This window comes from Xanthomonas fragariae (assembly GCF_017603965.1).
GTDB lineage: Bacteria > Pseudomonadota > Gammaproteobacteria > Xanthomonadales > Xanthomonadaceae > Xanthomonas > Xanthomonas fragariae_A.
This window is the reverse complement of record NZ_CP071955.1, coordinates 676853-690430: the sequence shown is the minus strand read 5'-3', so window position 1 is coordinate 690430 and position 13578 is coordinate 676853. Positions and strand designations below refer to the sequence as shown.

12 protein-coding genes and 1 other RNA gene are annotated in these 13578 nt (G+C 64.2%); all 13 read right to left on the bottom strand.

Annotated elements, in window-relative coordinates; translation table 11 throughout:
* Nucleotides 1-272: 272 nt before the first annotated feature.
* On the bottom strand, nucleotides 273-2570 hold the full coding sequence (gene gspD / locus J5I97_RS03250; RefSeq protein WP_208589047.1) for a type II secretion system secretin GspD: 2298 nt from the start codon (nucleotides 2568-2570) through the stop codon (nucleotides 273-275).
* A gap of 8 nt (nucleotides 2571-2578) precedes the next feature.
* A complete protein-coding gene (gene xpsN, locus J5I97_RS03245) occupies nucleotides 2579-3358 on the bottom strand; it encodes a type II secretion system protein XpsN (RefSeq protein ID WP_208589046.1) in 780 nt (259 codons plus the stop codon).
* Complete coding sequence (gene gspM / locus J5I97_RS03240) at nucleotides 3348-4001, bottom strand: type II secretion system protein GspM (protein WP_208589045.1); 654 nt, start codon at nucleotides 3999-4001, stop codon at nucleotides 3348-3350. The genes xpsN and gspM overlap by 11 nt, the downstream gene beginning before the upstream one ends.
* Nucleotides 3985-5106, bottom strand: a complete 1122-nt coding sequence (locus J5I97_RS03235) for a PilN domain-containing protein (protein WP_208589044.1) — start codon at nucleotides 5104-5106, stop codon at nucleotides 3985-3987. The genes gspM and J5I97_RS03235 overlap by 17 nt, the downstream gene beginning before the upstream one ends.
* Nucleotides 5103-5954 (bottom strand): general secretion pathway protein GspK, encoded by an 852-nt coding sequence (locus J5I97_RS03230; RefSeq protein ID WP_208589042.1) that lies wholly within the window; start codon nucleotides 5952-5954, stop codon nucleotides 5103-5105. The genes J5I97_RS03235 and J5I97_RS03230 overlap by 4 nt, the downstream gene beginning before the upstream one ends.
* Nucleotides 5951-6589, bottom strand: coding sequence for a type II secretion system protein J (locus tag J5I97_RS03225; RefSeq protein ID WP_208589037.1), 639 nt, complete (start codon nucleotides 6587-6589; stop codon nucleotides 5951-5953). The genes J5I97_RS03230 and J5I97_RS03225 overlap by 4 nt, the downstream gene beginning before the upstream one ends.
* Nucleotides 6586-6999 (bottom strand): type II secretion system protein XpsI, encoded by a 414-nt coding sequence (xpsI, locus tag J5I97_RS03220; RefSeq protein ID WP_208589036.1) that lies wholly within the window; start codon nucleotides 6997-6999, stop codon nucleotides 6586-6588. Before xpsI ends, J5I97_RS03225 begins: the two co-directional genes overlap by 4 nt.
* The gene (gene xpsH, locus J5I97_RS03215; protein ID WP_208589035.1) at nucleotides 6996-7505 is read right to left on the bottom strand and encodes a type II secretion system protein XpsH; all 510 of its coding nucleotides are present in this window, start codon (nucleotides 7503-7505) and stop codon (nucleotides 6996-6998) included. The genes xpsI and xpsH overlap by 4 nt, the downstream gene beginning before the upstream one ends.
* Before the next feature lie 9 nt (nucleotides 7506-7514).
* Nucleotides 7515-7946, bottom strand: a complete 432-nt coding sequence (gspG, locus tag J5I97_RS03210; protein ID WP_208589029.1) for a type II secretion system major pseudopilin GspG — start codon at nucleotides 7944-7946, stop codon at nucleotides 7515-7517.
* A gap of 133 nt (nucleotides 7947-8079) precedes the next feature.
* Nucleotides 8080-8155: non-coding RNA, sX9 sRNA (locus J5I97_RS03205), on the bottom strand.
* Between the two features lie 61 nt (nucleotides 8156-8216).
* Nucleotides 8217-9434, bottom strand: a complete 1218-nt coding sequence (gene xpsF, locus J5I97_RS03200) for a type II secretion system protein XpsF (RefSeq protein WP_208589027.1) — start codon at nucleotides 9432-9434, stop codon at nucleotides 8217-8219.
* A 199-nt stretch (nucleotides 9435-9633) separates the two neighbouring features.
* A complete protein-coding gene (gene gspE / locus J5I97_RS03195; protein ID WP_208589026.1) occupies nucleotides 9634-11361 on the bottom strand; it encodes a type II secretion system ATPase GspE in 1728 nt (575 codons plus the stop codon).
* 135 nt (nucleotides 11362-11496) lie between these two features.
* A complete protein-coding gene (locus J5I97_RS03190) occupies nucleotides 11497-13383 on the bottom strand; it encodes a S8 family serine peptidase (protein ID WP_208589024.1) in 1887 nt (628 codons plus the stop codon).
* Between the last annotated feature and the right edge of the window lie 195 nt (nucleotides 13384-13578).

The following is a 13578-nucleotide window of genomic DNA, read 5'->3' as shown; positions in this document are numbered from 1 at the left end:
GCCGTGGGAGAGACTGCTTGCAGGATAACCTATTTATGACACAGTAGGACTATGAAAACAGCGTCCCGGATATAGAGGCACCTCCGCTTCCATCGTCAGCAGCGTGTGTAGAACATGCTCAAGACAGCGAGTACGCCAATCGCACCCGACTACCGGCCAGCGGATGAGTTCAGAACGCATCTGGGGCATTTGCCCCAGACGCACAGGCAGACAATCCAACGCCGCATCGTCCACATCAACCGGCAGTACACGATGGGCAGGGCCATCGGCACTTACTTCTTGCCCAACGCCGGCAACGGCTCCATCGCCTTGAACTTCTGCCCGTATTCGTCGGTGAGATTGCGCGCTTCCTGCGGGTTGCGCACGATGGTCGGGGTCAGCAGCACGATCACTTCGTTGCGGCGCTTTTCCTGCGATTTCTGTCCGAACAGCGCGCCGACCACCGGCAACTTGCTCAGTAGCGGCACGCCGGAACTGCCATCGCTGGTGCTGTCGTTGATCAGGCCGGCCAACATGATGGTGTCGCCGCTCTGCACGGCCGCCTCGGTCTTGATCCGGCGCGTGTTGATGTCCACATTGCAGGCCGAGCTGTTGACCACGGTCTCGCCGGAGGTGCAGGCGGTGGGACGCGAACCGGGCGTGCTCACTTCCTGCACGATGTCCAGGAACACCATGCCGTCCTTGGTTACCCGCGGGCGCACTTTAAGGATCACACCTGTATCGATGTATTGTACCGACGAGTAGCTGCTGTCGCTGCCCAGCCCGGTGTTGATCGACGTGGAATTGATCGGAATTCGCGTGCCCACGTTGAGCGTGGCCTCAGCGTTGTTGCGCACGAACACCGACGGGGTCTGCAGCAGCTTGAGGTTGGTGACCTTGTCCAAGGCGGTGATCACCGCCGCGGCATTCTTGCCGAGGAAGGTCCAGCCCAAGCCGCTGCTGCCGGTGACCTTGCCGGCGATATCGCCCCAGATGCTGCGCCCGGCGGCGCTGGGCAGACCGGCGCCGACGCCGATGCCGGTGCCATTGGTGCCCACGTCGTTGGGGTCGGTGGAGGCATTGACCGAGTTCTCGAAGAACCAGTTGACGCCGTACTGCAGATCGCCGGTCAGGCTGACCTCAGCCACCTGCGCTTCGATATGCACCTGCATCGGCATCACATCGAGCTTTTCAATGACGTCGCGAATCGAATTCCACGACTGCGGCGTGGAGCGCACCAGCAAGGTATTGGTTTCGGCCACTGCCGATACGCCGACCTTGTCGCCTTCCACTTCCAGCGTTACCGCGCCATTGCCATTGCTGCGCGGCGAGAGCTGCAGGCTGCCGTTGCCCAAGCCTCCACTGCTGCTGCCACTGCCGCTACTGCCACCTAACGAGCTGCCATCGCCGCTCTCGCCGAGGCTGCCGCCAGTCATGCCCGAGCTGGCGCCCATGCTGCTGTCGCGATTGCCCAGTGCACCACCGAGCACACTGGTTTCCGACCCCGGTGCCAGCGAGGCATTGGAGTCGTTGCCATTGCCACGCCCGCCGAATACTTCCGACAAACGATCGGCCAGCTCCTTGGCCTTGATGTACTTCAACTCGTACGAGAACAAACGCACGCCGCCGCCAGCGCTGTCGATGCGGTCCAGCCACTGCTGGATCTGGTCCAGATAGCGTGGCTGCGGGGTGATCACCAGCACTGCGTTGGCGTTTTCCAGCGGCATGAAACGGAACATGCCGGCGCTGGGCGTCTTGCTCTGTTCGCCGAAGACTTTGTCCAGATCGGCAGCGACTTTCTCGGCCTTGCCGGACTGGATCGGAAACACGCCAACCGACATGCCCGACAACCAATCCACGTCGAAGATCTGCACCGTGCGCAGATAGTTTTCCAACTCGGCGCGGGTGCCGCCCAGGGTGATCACGTTGCGCGCAGGGTCGGTGCCGACGATAGCGTTGGGACGCGCGTAGGGCTCCAGCACCTTCTTCATTTCGCTGGCGGAAATGAACTTCAACGGCACCACGCGCACTTCGAAACCGCGTGCGGCCGACGGCGATGCGGTGCTGGGCGCGACGGTGCCGGCCAGCGCCTGGTCGGCAGGCACGATGTTGTAGCGGCCACCGTTGAACACCATGCGCGCGTTGTTCCAGCCCAGTACCATTTCCAGCAGGTTCAAGGCCTGCGCCGGCGACACCGGCTTGGGCGTGGCCAGAGTCACGGTGCCTTGCACGCCGGGGGCGATGACGTAGTTCTGGCCGAGCATGTCGCCCAGGATCGCCTTGACCACCGCCTGCACCGATTCGCCTTCGAAATTGAAAGTGGCGCTGCCGCTGCTGGCCATGCCGAGCGTGGGCGACGGTGCGGCAGCTGCGCTCTGGTTGATCATGGTGCCGCTGCCGCGACGGATCACCGGGCTGGGCTTGGCGCTGGCGTTGCCGTCCGTGCGCTGCTCGGCAGTGCTCTGGGTGGCGCCGGCAGCGCCGACGTGCGGGTCCAGGCGCGCGTCGCGGCGCACGTCCGGCGGTGGAGTGGTGGCGCAACCAGCCAGCAGGCCAATCAGCAGGGACACGGAAAACAGGCGCGGGGTCATGCATTCACTCACTGGGTCTGACCGGGGGTAGAGCCGCTCTGGCGCTGCTGTTGCAGCTGGCGGCGTCGGGCTTCGATACGTTCGCGGATGGCACGCATCTGATCGTCGGAGGGGCGTGGAGCTTCCTGGGCGCCGTCGCTGCGCTGCGGCGGCACCGTCGGCGCTGCCTGCCCACCGAGCTGCTGTGGCGGCGCGGCGGGCTGGGTCTGCGGCTGCGGCACCAGCGCAGCCGCAGCGTCGGCCGGCGGTAGCGGTGGGGTGGCGCCGGGAGCGACCGCATTGGCGGTCGGCGGTTGTCCGCCCTGGCCGTTGAACACCTGCAGCTCCAGTGTCTGAGTGCCGCCAGGACCTTCGATGGTTGCGCTGCGCGGCTGCAGCGCGAGCAGCCGCCAGCCCTTGACCGCCTCGCCGCCCAGTTGTACACGCACCGAGTCCTGCGGGTCCAGGGTCAGCGTAGCCATCTTGAAGTTGGATGTGAGCAGCACGCCGGTCAGGCGTACCGTCGATGCGGCGCTACTGGCATCGTTGCCGGACAGGAAGAACGGATGCGGCAGGCGGTCTTCGGCGAAGGCCGGATGCGCGGCGATTTCCGAATACTTCTCGAACGCTCCCAAGCGTTCCGGTGCCGGTGCCGACAGCGTGGGCAGACGCTGCACTAGTGCCGGGTCGTCGGGCAACAGCTCGACGCGCTTGCCCAGACCGGCGACGGCCAGCACGCACACCAGCAATGCCCAGCCGACCACAGTGGCCAACAACCAGGTGCGCAGGCCGATCATGTCAAGGCGCATTGCTGGCCTCCGCGGCGGCAGGAGCAGCGGGCGCGGCGTCGGTGTTCAGCGGTGCGGCACTGGCGCCCGGCCGCAGATAACCGGCCAGTTCGAAGGCGATATCCAGGCCGTTGCCGCTCTCGTTGGGCGAGAGTTGGTAGCGCTGGGCCATCACGTTGAGGTTGTCCACGAACAGCCGCGGCGTGCCGTTTTCCAGGCTGTACAACACCGAGGCTAATTCCGGCGTGCCGCAGCGCAAACGCACCTGCACCGCGACGCGGGTGAAGCGGTCCTTGCTTTCCGGCTGCAACGGCGAGCGGTTGCTGATGGCGCAGCTGCGGTTGCCGGGACTGGCCTCCACCACCGCGCGCTCCAGACGCTGCACCAAACCTGCCGAAGCCAGTTCGGCGGACGTTTCCGGCAAAAAACCTGGGCGGCTTTCCAATGTCTGGCGCGCCTGGCGCAGCCGTTGGCTGACCTGCGGGGCCTGCTGCAACTGCACGCGCACGCGCAACTCGCGCTCGCGCAGCGATTGCAGATCGTCCTGCACCGCGATCATCGGTTGGGTGAACCACGGGTGCACCAGCACCAGGTAAGCCACGCCGGTCACCAGCAACAACAGACCCAAAGCGATCCAGCGATCGCGCTTAACGCTGCGTGGCATCGGCCGCCTCCTTGGCGTCGGGGCCGACCAGCTCAGCGGTAATGGTGAAGCGGTCGACGTTGCGGCCGGCATCGCTCTGCAACACGCCGGTCAACGACGGTGTGCGCCACAGCGGCGAGCCTTCCAGACGACGCACCAGCGAGGAGGCTTCGTTGCTCAATCCAATCAACTGCAATTGCCCGCCTTCGACGGAGAATTTTTCCAGATAGGTGCCTCTGGGAAGACGCCGGCTCAGCTCGTCCCAGATTTCCACCGAGGTAGGCCGGGTGGTGCGTTGCTGCTGGAAGAACGTCGCACCTTCGACCAGATCCAGCAATTGCTGGCGTTCGGCGGCGACCTGGCGCGCGCGCGCGGCATTGGCCTGCACCTTGGCACGCAGATCGTCGGCGGCCTGCCGACGATTGTCGAGCAGCAGCCAACCGGCCACCGCCAGCAAGACCAGCGCGGCGGCAGTGAGCAACAGATTCCAGCGCTGCATCGGGTCGCTGCGACGCAGACGCCGCGCTGGTGGAAGCAGGTTCACGCCCAACGGCAGGCCGTGCGCATCGGCGACATCGATGCCCGACAACGCAGTGCTCCACGCCTCTGGCACACCGGCCAGGCCATCGATCATGCGCCGCGGCACCACCACCAGTTCGGCATCGAGTTGGCCGTCTTCGCGAACATCTAGCACGCGTGCGTCGAAATACACCTGGTCGGCAGTGAACGGGGTTTGCCGATCGATCTCGAAGCGCGCCACATCCTGCAAGCGCGCCGCTGCCGCTGCGGGCAGGCGCAAAGGCCGGCGCAATGCATGCGCCGCCGGCAACAGCCAATGCCGCGGCAGGCCTTCCAGCGCGGGCGGTAGCACGGCATTCACTTCCTGCGGTTGCACCGGCCACGGCAGGCTTGCGATGGTGTCGCTGCTGTGATCGCGCTGGCGCAGCAATTGCAACGCATCGCCATCGGGTTGCAACAACAGGCGTGCCTGGGACAAGCCCAACTGCCACTGCCAACGCTGCGGCAACCAGGCCAGCAGCGATTGTTGCCACCAGCGCCAAAAGCCTCCTGCCCCCGGCATGGCGCGTAAGCCGATGCGACCCAAGGTATCCCGCCATGCGGTCATTGCACTGCTGCTCCCTCTTCCCAACGCAATACGGTGTAGGCCGACCCTGGTAATGGGGACGCGCTGGTGGACACGACCGCCCGCAACACCGCCTCGCGCCCCTGACTAAGTCGTGCCCGGCTCTCGATACTATAAATGTCCGAGCCACCCACCGTCGCCTCGCTGCCCGGCAAACCCGGCGGCGCGTCACGCTGCGCCATCAGTTGCTGCGCATCCAGGCCCATCGCGGTCAACACCGGGCCCGGCGCAAAGCGCGCTTCCGGCCGCGAACGTCCGCTGTACAGCGTGAGATTGGGCAACAGCTTGCGATACAGTTCGCCATTCATGCCCAGTACCAGTCGCAACTCGCCCTGGGTTTCGAACGGGCTGTCTTTTGCGCCGTACGGCAGCCCGGCATCGGCGTAATCGCGGTCTTCCGCACCGCCGCCCGGCTGGCTCAGCGAATCGCCATCGCGCCAATCGACGATGGCCCCGGCAATGCGCGCGGCGCTGGCCTGATCGGCTCCGACCGCGCGTACCAGGCCGGCCAGCAAGGTAGGCTCGGCCATGTTCAGGTCCACCTTGCCGGTTTCGTCGGTGATACGAATTTCCACGGTGGCATCGTCCATCTGCCAACGATAGCGCCGACCGTCTGCGCGCCAGCGTGACTGCGTATCGGTGCTTCGCAATCGAGACAGCGCATACTCCAGGCCAGACTGAGCATACTCCTGCGCTTGCGCGCCATTGCGCAGCATGCTGCCTTGCAACGCTTCCACACGCGCGGTCAACGCGAACGCACCGATCATCGCGGTGAGCAGTGCGATCAACCACAACACCAATACCAAGGCAGCGCCGCGCATCTGGCTCATTGCCCCATCGCTCCGGCGTTGCTGGATTGCGGCAGCGCCACCACCAGCGGCGGCCAAGCAGCATCGCCGCTGCGGATCTGGATGCGCACCAACAAGGGCAGGCGGTCATGCCATTCCCATCGCGGCAACCAACCGCTCAGACGGCCGCTTTGCGGATCCATGCCGCGATAACGAAAGCTCACCTGCTGCATGCCCTCGGCGAGTTTTTCCGGCGGCAGCGTGGTGCCTTCTTCGATCGACTTGCCCGATTGCAGCATGGTCAGCGCGATCAGTACATTGCGCTGCTCGCCATCGCCGGCCACCGATAGGTCATGCAGATACGGCCCGCCACGGCCCAGATAATCCGGCACATCGGCAGTAAAGCGCATGCGCTGCGACTCACCGACGAACAACATCGGCTGCTGGCTCTGCGGGTCGATGCCCATCGCAATCGGCAATGCGGCCGCCAAACGCCGCCGCAGGAACTCTTCCACCGCACGCACCCGCTCGCTGCGCTGGGCGATCGCTTCGCCGCGCTGACTGACCACACTGGCCGAGCGCAGCGTAGCGAATGCCAATGCGAGCCCGCCGACCAGCAACATCGTGGCCAGCAGCACTTCGATCAAGGTGAAGCCGGCGCTGCGCGAACGGCTCACGGGGCGCTGCCTTGGGTTGCAGCGACCAGCCGCAAGGTGCGCCATCGCAGCATCTGATTGGGCTGCTCACCCCAGCGCACCACCAGGGTAAGTTGCAGCAGCATGAGCGCGCCAGGCGACACCGGCGCCTGGGGATTACGTCGCGGTTCGTCGTATGGGCGCACATCCATCGACCAGCGGAAATGCCCGTCTTCGAACGTGCCTTGCTGCTGCTCGGGCACCAGCGGTTTATCCATGCCTTGCAGCGCGAGCAGGGATTGTGCGTGCAACGTGGCGCGCGTGCTTTCGTCGGCTGCGCGCACCTGGCGTGCGGCACCGGACAGCGATCCCAGCAAGAGACTCAACGCCAGTGCGAGCAACGCAAAGGCGACGATCACTTCGATCAACGTATAGCCGCGCTGACGCTTCATGGCGATGGCGTGCGCACTTGCCCGGAGCGCACTTCGCCGGTGATCCAGCCTACGTCGACACGCCAGGTCGCGTCCTTGACGCGCAGATCGATGCGCCCGCCGGTGGAGGCGCCATCGGGGAAGAACTGAATCCCGCCTTGATCCTGCCGCGACTGCACCTGGCGCGCGCCGGTGAAACGTACCTCCAGCGACGACGGCAGATCGCCGTAATGGCCGCCGGGGGCTTCCCAACGACGTTGCTGCGGATCGATCAAAAAGCGCTGCGGCGTACCGGTGGCAATCGCCTGGGTGCGCGTGTAACGCAGCTGCGCGGCGATCGCCTTGCCTGCGGTGCGCAAGCGCATGCCATCGATCCCGCCATTCAATGCAGCGGCGGCGAGCACACCTGCCATCGCGATCAGCGCGATGACCAGCAGCATCTCCAGCAACGAAGTGCCACGCGTGCGTGTACGGCCAGGGCGCACTAGCGCACGTGGATGACGCAACGGCTGATACGCAACGCGCATGGCGACGGCTTATTGGTACTTGATGTCCGAGTCGTAGCTGCTGCCACCGGGACGACCATCCTTGCCCAGGCTGATCAGATCGAACGGCTGCCCATCGCCCGGCACGCGGTATTCGATGGTGTGGCCCCACGGATCGTTGAGTTCGACCGGCTTGGCGTAAGGGCCCAGCCAACCGCTACTGCCGCCCGGCTGGGTGACCAGGTCATCGAGCTTGCTCGGCAACTTGCCGGTGTCGAGCTGGAAGTTTTCGATCTTGCCGGCCAGGGTCTGGATTTGCGACTTGGCTAGATTGGCCTTGCCGCGATCGGCACCGCCGAGCACGCGGCTACCGACCAGCGTAAGCACCGCGCCGATCAGCACGATGACGATGATGATTTCCAGCAAGCTCATGCCGGCCTGGCCTGCGCGCAACGGACTGCGAGTGATGGAGCGCTTGATCATGAACGATTTCCTTGTACATCGATAAAGGATGCTGCCGCCAGAAGATGACCCGGCGGGCATCGCAATGGTTCCCGCGTCTGCGTTGCGCGGTCGCCGGAACGTTGTCGTGAAGACGTTGCCCAACCGAGAAAGCGGCTGGCAACACCTAGCGAGCAGTCGGTAGGTGACTGCGGACGGTGCATAACAACTGGAGTGTACGAGTGGTACATGCCGATTTCGAGCACCGGCCGCGCCCGCCTGGCGGTGAGCGCAGTAGGTTTGTTGGCACTCCTAGCCGATCGCATTGGTGAGGTCATACAGCGGCACCAGCACCGAAATGATGACCAGCCCCACCACCGAGGCCAGGACCAACGTAATCAGCGGCACCAGCGCGGCCAATGCGCGATCGATGGCTTGTGCGGTTTCCAGCTCGAAGGTGTCGGCAGTCTTGAGCAGCATCGTATCCAGCGCGCCGGACTCTTCACCCACCTGAATCATTTGCAAGGCCAGCCGTGGAAACCGCTTGCCGCGCGCCAACGATATGGCAAGACCATGCCCGTTCTTGACGTCGTCGGCGGCGGTGGCCACATCCTCCACCAACGCAAGATTGGACATGACATTGCGTGCGATGCCGATGGCCGCAAGCAGCGGCACACCATTGCGCAACAAAGTGCCCAAGGTGCGTGTCAGCCGGGCGGTTTCCAGACGTGCGATCAGGCTCCCAACCACTTTCTGCCGCAGCAGCCATTCGTCCAGCGCCGCACGAAAGACGGCGTTGCGACGCTTGCGATCCAGCCACAGCCCGAGCACGCCGGGCACCACAACCAGCACGACCCACCAGTCGCGCACCAACAAGCCCACGCTCAACACCGCCTGCGTGAACCACGGCAAGGCCACGTCCAGGCTTTCGTACATCTGCGCAAATTGCGGTACCACGTAACCGAGCAGGAACAACAACGCACACCCCACCACCGCCAGCAGGATCGCCGGGTAAATCAACGCGTTGATCACCTTGCCCTTGAGCGCGCGGCTGCGTTCCAGATAATCAGCCAAACGCTGCAGCGTGTCCTGCATGCTGCCGCCTGCTTCGCCTGCGCGCACCATGTTGATGTACAGCTTGGAAAACAGCCCGTGCTGGCGTTCCAGTGCCGACGACAGCGGCGCACCGCCACGCACGGTGTCGCGGATATCACCGATCACGCGGCGGCTTTTTTCGTCTTCGGGCAGATCCATCAGGATCGACAGCGCGCGATCCAGCGGCTGCCCGGCGCCGATCAAGGTCGCCAGCTGCTGGGTGAATTGCACCAGCGCCGCATTGTCGAACGGCTTCTTGCGCAGCAGCACGCGCAACGACGGCGAGTCGTTTTCGCCGTTAGCCAGACGCGTTTCCACCGGCAGATGGCCCTGCTCCTGCAGACGCAGCGCAACGTCCGCATCGCTGGCCGCTTCCATCTGGCCATCGAGCATTTCGCCGTGAGCGTCGAGCGCTTTGTAGCGGTACAGCGGCATCAGGTGGTTGAGCCGGCAATGCGGAATCGGGAATCGGGAATCGGGAAAAGCGTTTTACCGCACGACTGGAACCTGACCGCGCTACGGTCGGCACGTGCGAAAGCCGCAACCCTGCCGCTGCCCTGGCTATTGCCGGCCCCCGGTCGCGAACTCCCTGGTCCCGAGCACGTACTACCCGACCACACAGTCACCTCGCCGCTCACGCATCCTCCGTGACGCGCAGGACTTCTTCGATGGTGGTTTCGCCACGCAGCGCTTTGGACAAGCCGTCTTCGTACATGGTACGCATGCCGGCCTTGCGGGCCAGTTGTTCGATCTCGCCCATGCCGGCCCGGCGCATGACCGCACGCCGCAGTTCGTCGTTCATCACCAGGAATTCGACGATGGTGGTGCGGCCCAGATAGCCGGTCGGTGCGGCTGCCGAGGGACGCGGACGATACAGATAGATTTCGCCATCCGGCTGCAGACGCCGCAGATCGAACTTGGCGATTTCCTCAGGCGAGGCGGCGTAGCGTTCGGCGTTGTCCAGATCGAGTTTGCGCACCAGCCGCTGCGCCAGAATGCCGTTGATGGTGGAGGTGAGCAGATAGTCTTCCACGCCCATATCCAGCAAACGAGTGATGCCGCCGGCGGCGTTGTTGGTGTGCAACGTGGACAGCACCAGGTGACCGGTGAGCGCAGACTGGATCGCGATGCGCGCGGTTTCCAGATCGCGCATTTCGCCGATCATGATGATGTCCGGGTCCTGACGCACGATGCTGCGCAGCGCGTTGGCAAAATCCAGGCCGATCTGCGGCTTGGCCTGAATCTGGTTGATGCCCTCGATCTGATATTCCACCGGGTCTTCGACGGTAATGATCTTCACGTCCGAGGTATTGAGCTGGCTCAACGCGGTGTACAGCGTGGTGGTCTTGCCCGAACCGGTCGGGCCGGTCACCAGCATGATGCCGTGCGGTTGCTCGAGCACCTTGCGGAACTGCGGCAGAAAATCTTCGGTAAAGCCGAGTTTGTAGAAGTCGAACACCACCGTTTCGCGGTCGAGCAGACGCATCACCACGCTTTCGCCGTGGGCGGTGGGCACGGTGCTGACGCGCAGATCCAGTTCCTTGCCCTGCACGCGCAACATGATGCGGCCGTCCTGCGGCAGCCGGCGTTCGGCGATGTTGAGCTTGGCCATGATCTTGATGCGGCTGATCACCGCAGCGGTGAGTTTGGCCGGCGGGCTTTCGCCTTCCACCAGCACGCCGTCCACGCGATAACGCACCTTGAGCCTGCTTTCGAACGGTTCGATATGAATGTCGGAGGCGCGCAATTCCACTGCGTGCTGGATCACCAGATTCACCAGGCGAATCACCGGCGCTTCGGAAGCCAGATCGCGCAGCGCTTCGATATCGTCGCTGCTATTGGCATCGCCATCGGCGGTTTCCACGATCGTGCCCATTGCACTGCGACCCTGACCGTACCAACGCTCGATCAGATCGTCGATTTCCGAACGCAGCCCAACCTGCAGAAACAAGGGACATCCGGTGGCAAGGCGCACCGCATCGATGGCGTAATCGTCGTACGGATCGGCAATCCACAGATCCAGACGGCCGTCGCGTTCGCCGACCGGACACAGATGGAATTGTTTGAGAAACCGGAGCGACAGGCACTGTACTTCAGGCAGCATTTCCGGTGGGGTGTCGCCGAGTTGCCGCGCGTCCACCAGCGGCAGGCCGAGCACGTCGGCGCAGGTCTCTGCGTGATCGCGTTCGGAGACCAGTCCCAGACGGCCAAGCAAGGCGAGCAAGCCCATGCCGGATTCGGTCTGCAGTTGGCGCGCGCGCAGCAGATCGGTGTCTTTGAGACGACGGCGTTCAAGCAGCGCTTCGACGATGCGCGTCTCCGCACTTGGATGCTCAATTGGATCGACGGCAACCGCGTTCACACTCGTCTCCACTGGTCCGACCCTGACTGTAGCAGTTTGCCGCGACGATCAACCGTACGCATTTGTAACGCCCCGAAAAACGATGCCCCCGGTGATTGGCGGGGGCATCGGTCACACAATTTAGCTATTTACTGTTTACTGTCGTGCAACGAGCGTCAGCTTCGCATAGTCCTTCACACCCACCAACTTGATGTAATACCTCCCTGCCTTGGGAGCAGTGAAGCGCACGGTTTCGCTGTTGCCCGGGCGGGTCGACTTGGCGTGGTAACTGGTCGCGCTGGGCTCGGCGCCAAAGCTGACGTAGACCGACACATCGCCGGTACCGCCGTAGGTCATGAAGCTGAGCACGGCGCCGGCCTTGGCTTCGAAGCTGTACAGCGTGGATCTGGCATAGGCACCGCTCAGGTCGGTCACCGGTAGCTTGTTGGTCAAGGCGATGGCGGGCAGCGCGCAGCTCTCGGTGGCCGGATCGCATGGCTCAACCAGCACCGCTTCCAGCGCGGCCTTGGCATCGACGATACCGCTGCCGACCGGAGTGCTGGCCATCGGAGTCACCGGGAAGCGACGGCTGGTCTGCTTGAGCAATGCGTCGACGGCGGCCGGGGTGAGCGGGCCATTGCCCAGACCGATCGATGCACTCTGAACCAGGGCGACGACGCCGGCCACATGCGGAGACGCCATCGAGGTGCCGCCTAAGCCCATATAATCATAGGTCCCGGAGGTCGGCGTGGTCGCACCGGTGTAGCCGGCCTGCCAGATGTAACCGTCCGGATTGCCGTCCACGCTGCCACCACCGCCCGGGCCAGACAGGTCGACCTTGCTGCCGTAGTTGGAGTACAAGGCAATACCGCCGGTAATGCGCGTGGCACCCACGGTGATCGTGTTGTCGCAATTGGCCGGCGAATGGTTGGCCACATCTTCGCCACCGTTGCCGGCCGCCACCACCACAGTGGTGCCGCGCGAGACCGCGTCATCGATCGCCAACTGGGTGGCCGAATCGCAGACTTCGCCGCCACCGAAGCTCATGTTGATCACTTCGGCCGGGTTGATATTGGCCGGCACGCCTTGGACGGTACCACCGGAGGCCCACACGATCGCATCGACGATGTCGGAGATGTAACCGCCGCAACGGCCGAGCACGCGCACCGGCAGGATGGTCGCCTTCGGTGCGACGCCCGCCATGCCTAAGCCGTTATTGGTTGCTTCGGCGACGGTGCCCGAAACATGGGTGCCGTGCCAGGAGCTTTGCTTCGCCGCCGAGCCGGCGTAACAGACGTTGTCGGCCTCTTGCCAGTCGCCATAATCGAGCGCGCCAGGGACGCGCTCATCTGTCGGGCGACGCGAGACTTCGGCATCGGTGATGAAGTCGTAACCCTGCAGCAGGTTGCCGGCAAAGTCGGGGTGATCCGGCAGGATGCCGGTATCCAGCACCGCCACCACCACACCGGCGCCTTGCGACAGATCCCATGCGGCCGGCGCATTGATGCCGCCGTTGGGGTTGCTCAGATGCCACTGGCGCTGCGCATACAGCGGGTCGTTGGGAACCAGCTGCGGGCTCACATCGGTGGCTGCAAGACGCTTTATATCGATCTCGACCGGATGCAGCATGCGGTCGATCTGCACGTCGGCCACGGACGGGTCGTTCCTGAGCTCGACCACGACATTGTTCACCTGCGCGGTGGTCAGCGTGCTGGACAGCTTGATCAGGTCCGAACCGATGCCGAGCTTGCGCACATATGTCGCCTTGGCGGCGGCTGCGCTGGCGCGCGCGCCGCTGATCGCACCGACGCGACCGACTGCAGCCTGCACGGTGGTCAACTTCCTGGCGCGATCGGTCGCGGCAGCGGTGTTGTCTTTATAACGGACGATCAACCGGCTACTGGACGCCGCGCTGGCCGGCGCTGCCTGGGTCGGTTCCTTTACCAGCAGTTTGGGGGCTGCAGCGAGGGTGCCCGAAGCACTGAGGGCCATCATCAGGATGGCACCGGCCAGTGGCTTGAGACGGAAATTCTTGTCAATCACGGTGAAGTCCTCTTCGTGTTTTTCGTGGGTCAGGCTTGGAGCAGCTATCGAAACCGCTACGCAATCGCCAGGCGGTTCGCTACGTTTTTTAGGCCACTCCTGCTACGGCCATCACTCATGAGAATCCGTTGGCCGGCCTAGCCACGGTCCTTGCCCACACCCTCAGGCCTTGCTCTACCACGACGGCGCACATCG

Excerpts from the sequence above, each read along its gene's own strand:
- gspD (WP_208589047.1), bottom strand. The coding sequence starts at position 2,570 with ATGACCCCGCGCCTGTTTTCCGTGTCCCTGCTGATTGGCCTGCTGGCT.
- xpsN (WP_208589046.1), bottom strand. The coding sequence starts at position 3,358 with ATGCGCCTTGACATGATCGGCCTGCGCACCTGGTTGTTGGCCACTGTG.
- gspM (WP_208589045.1), bottom strand. The coding sequence starts at position 4,001 with ATGCCACGCAGCGTTAAGCGCGATCGCTGGATCGCTTTGGGTCTGTTG.
- J5I97_RS03235 (WP_208589044.1), bottom strand. The coding sequence starts at position 5,106 with ATGACCGCATGGCGGGATACCTTGGGTCGCATCGGCTTACGCGCCATG.
- J5I97_RS03230 (WP_208589042.1), bottom strand. The coding sequence starts at position 5,954 with ATGAGCCAGATGCGCGGCGCTGCCTTGGTATTGGTGTTGTGGTTGATC.
- xpsI (WP_208589036.1), bottom strand. The coding sequence starts at position 6,999 with ATGAAGCGTCAGCGCGGCTATACGTTGATCGAAGTGATCGTCGCCTTT.
- xpsH (WP_208589035.1), bottom strand. The coding sequence starts at position 7,505 with ATGCGCGTTGCGTATCAGCCGTTGCGTCATCCACGTGCGCTAGTGCGC.
- gspG (WP_208589029.1), bottom strand. The coding sequence starts at position 7,946 with ATGATCAAGCGCTCCATCACTCGCAGTCCGTTGCGCGCAGGCCAGGCC.
- xpsF (WP_208589027.1), bottom strand. The coding sequence starts at position 9,434 with ATGCCGCTGTACCGCTACAAAGCGCTCGACGCTCACGGCGAAATGCTC.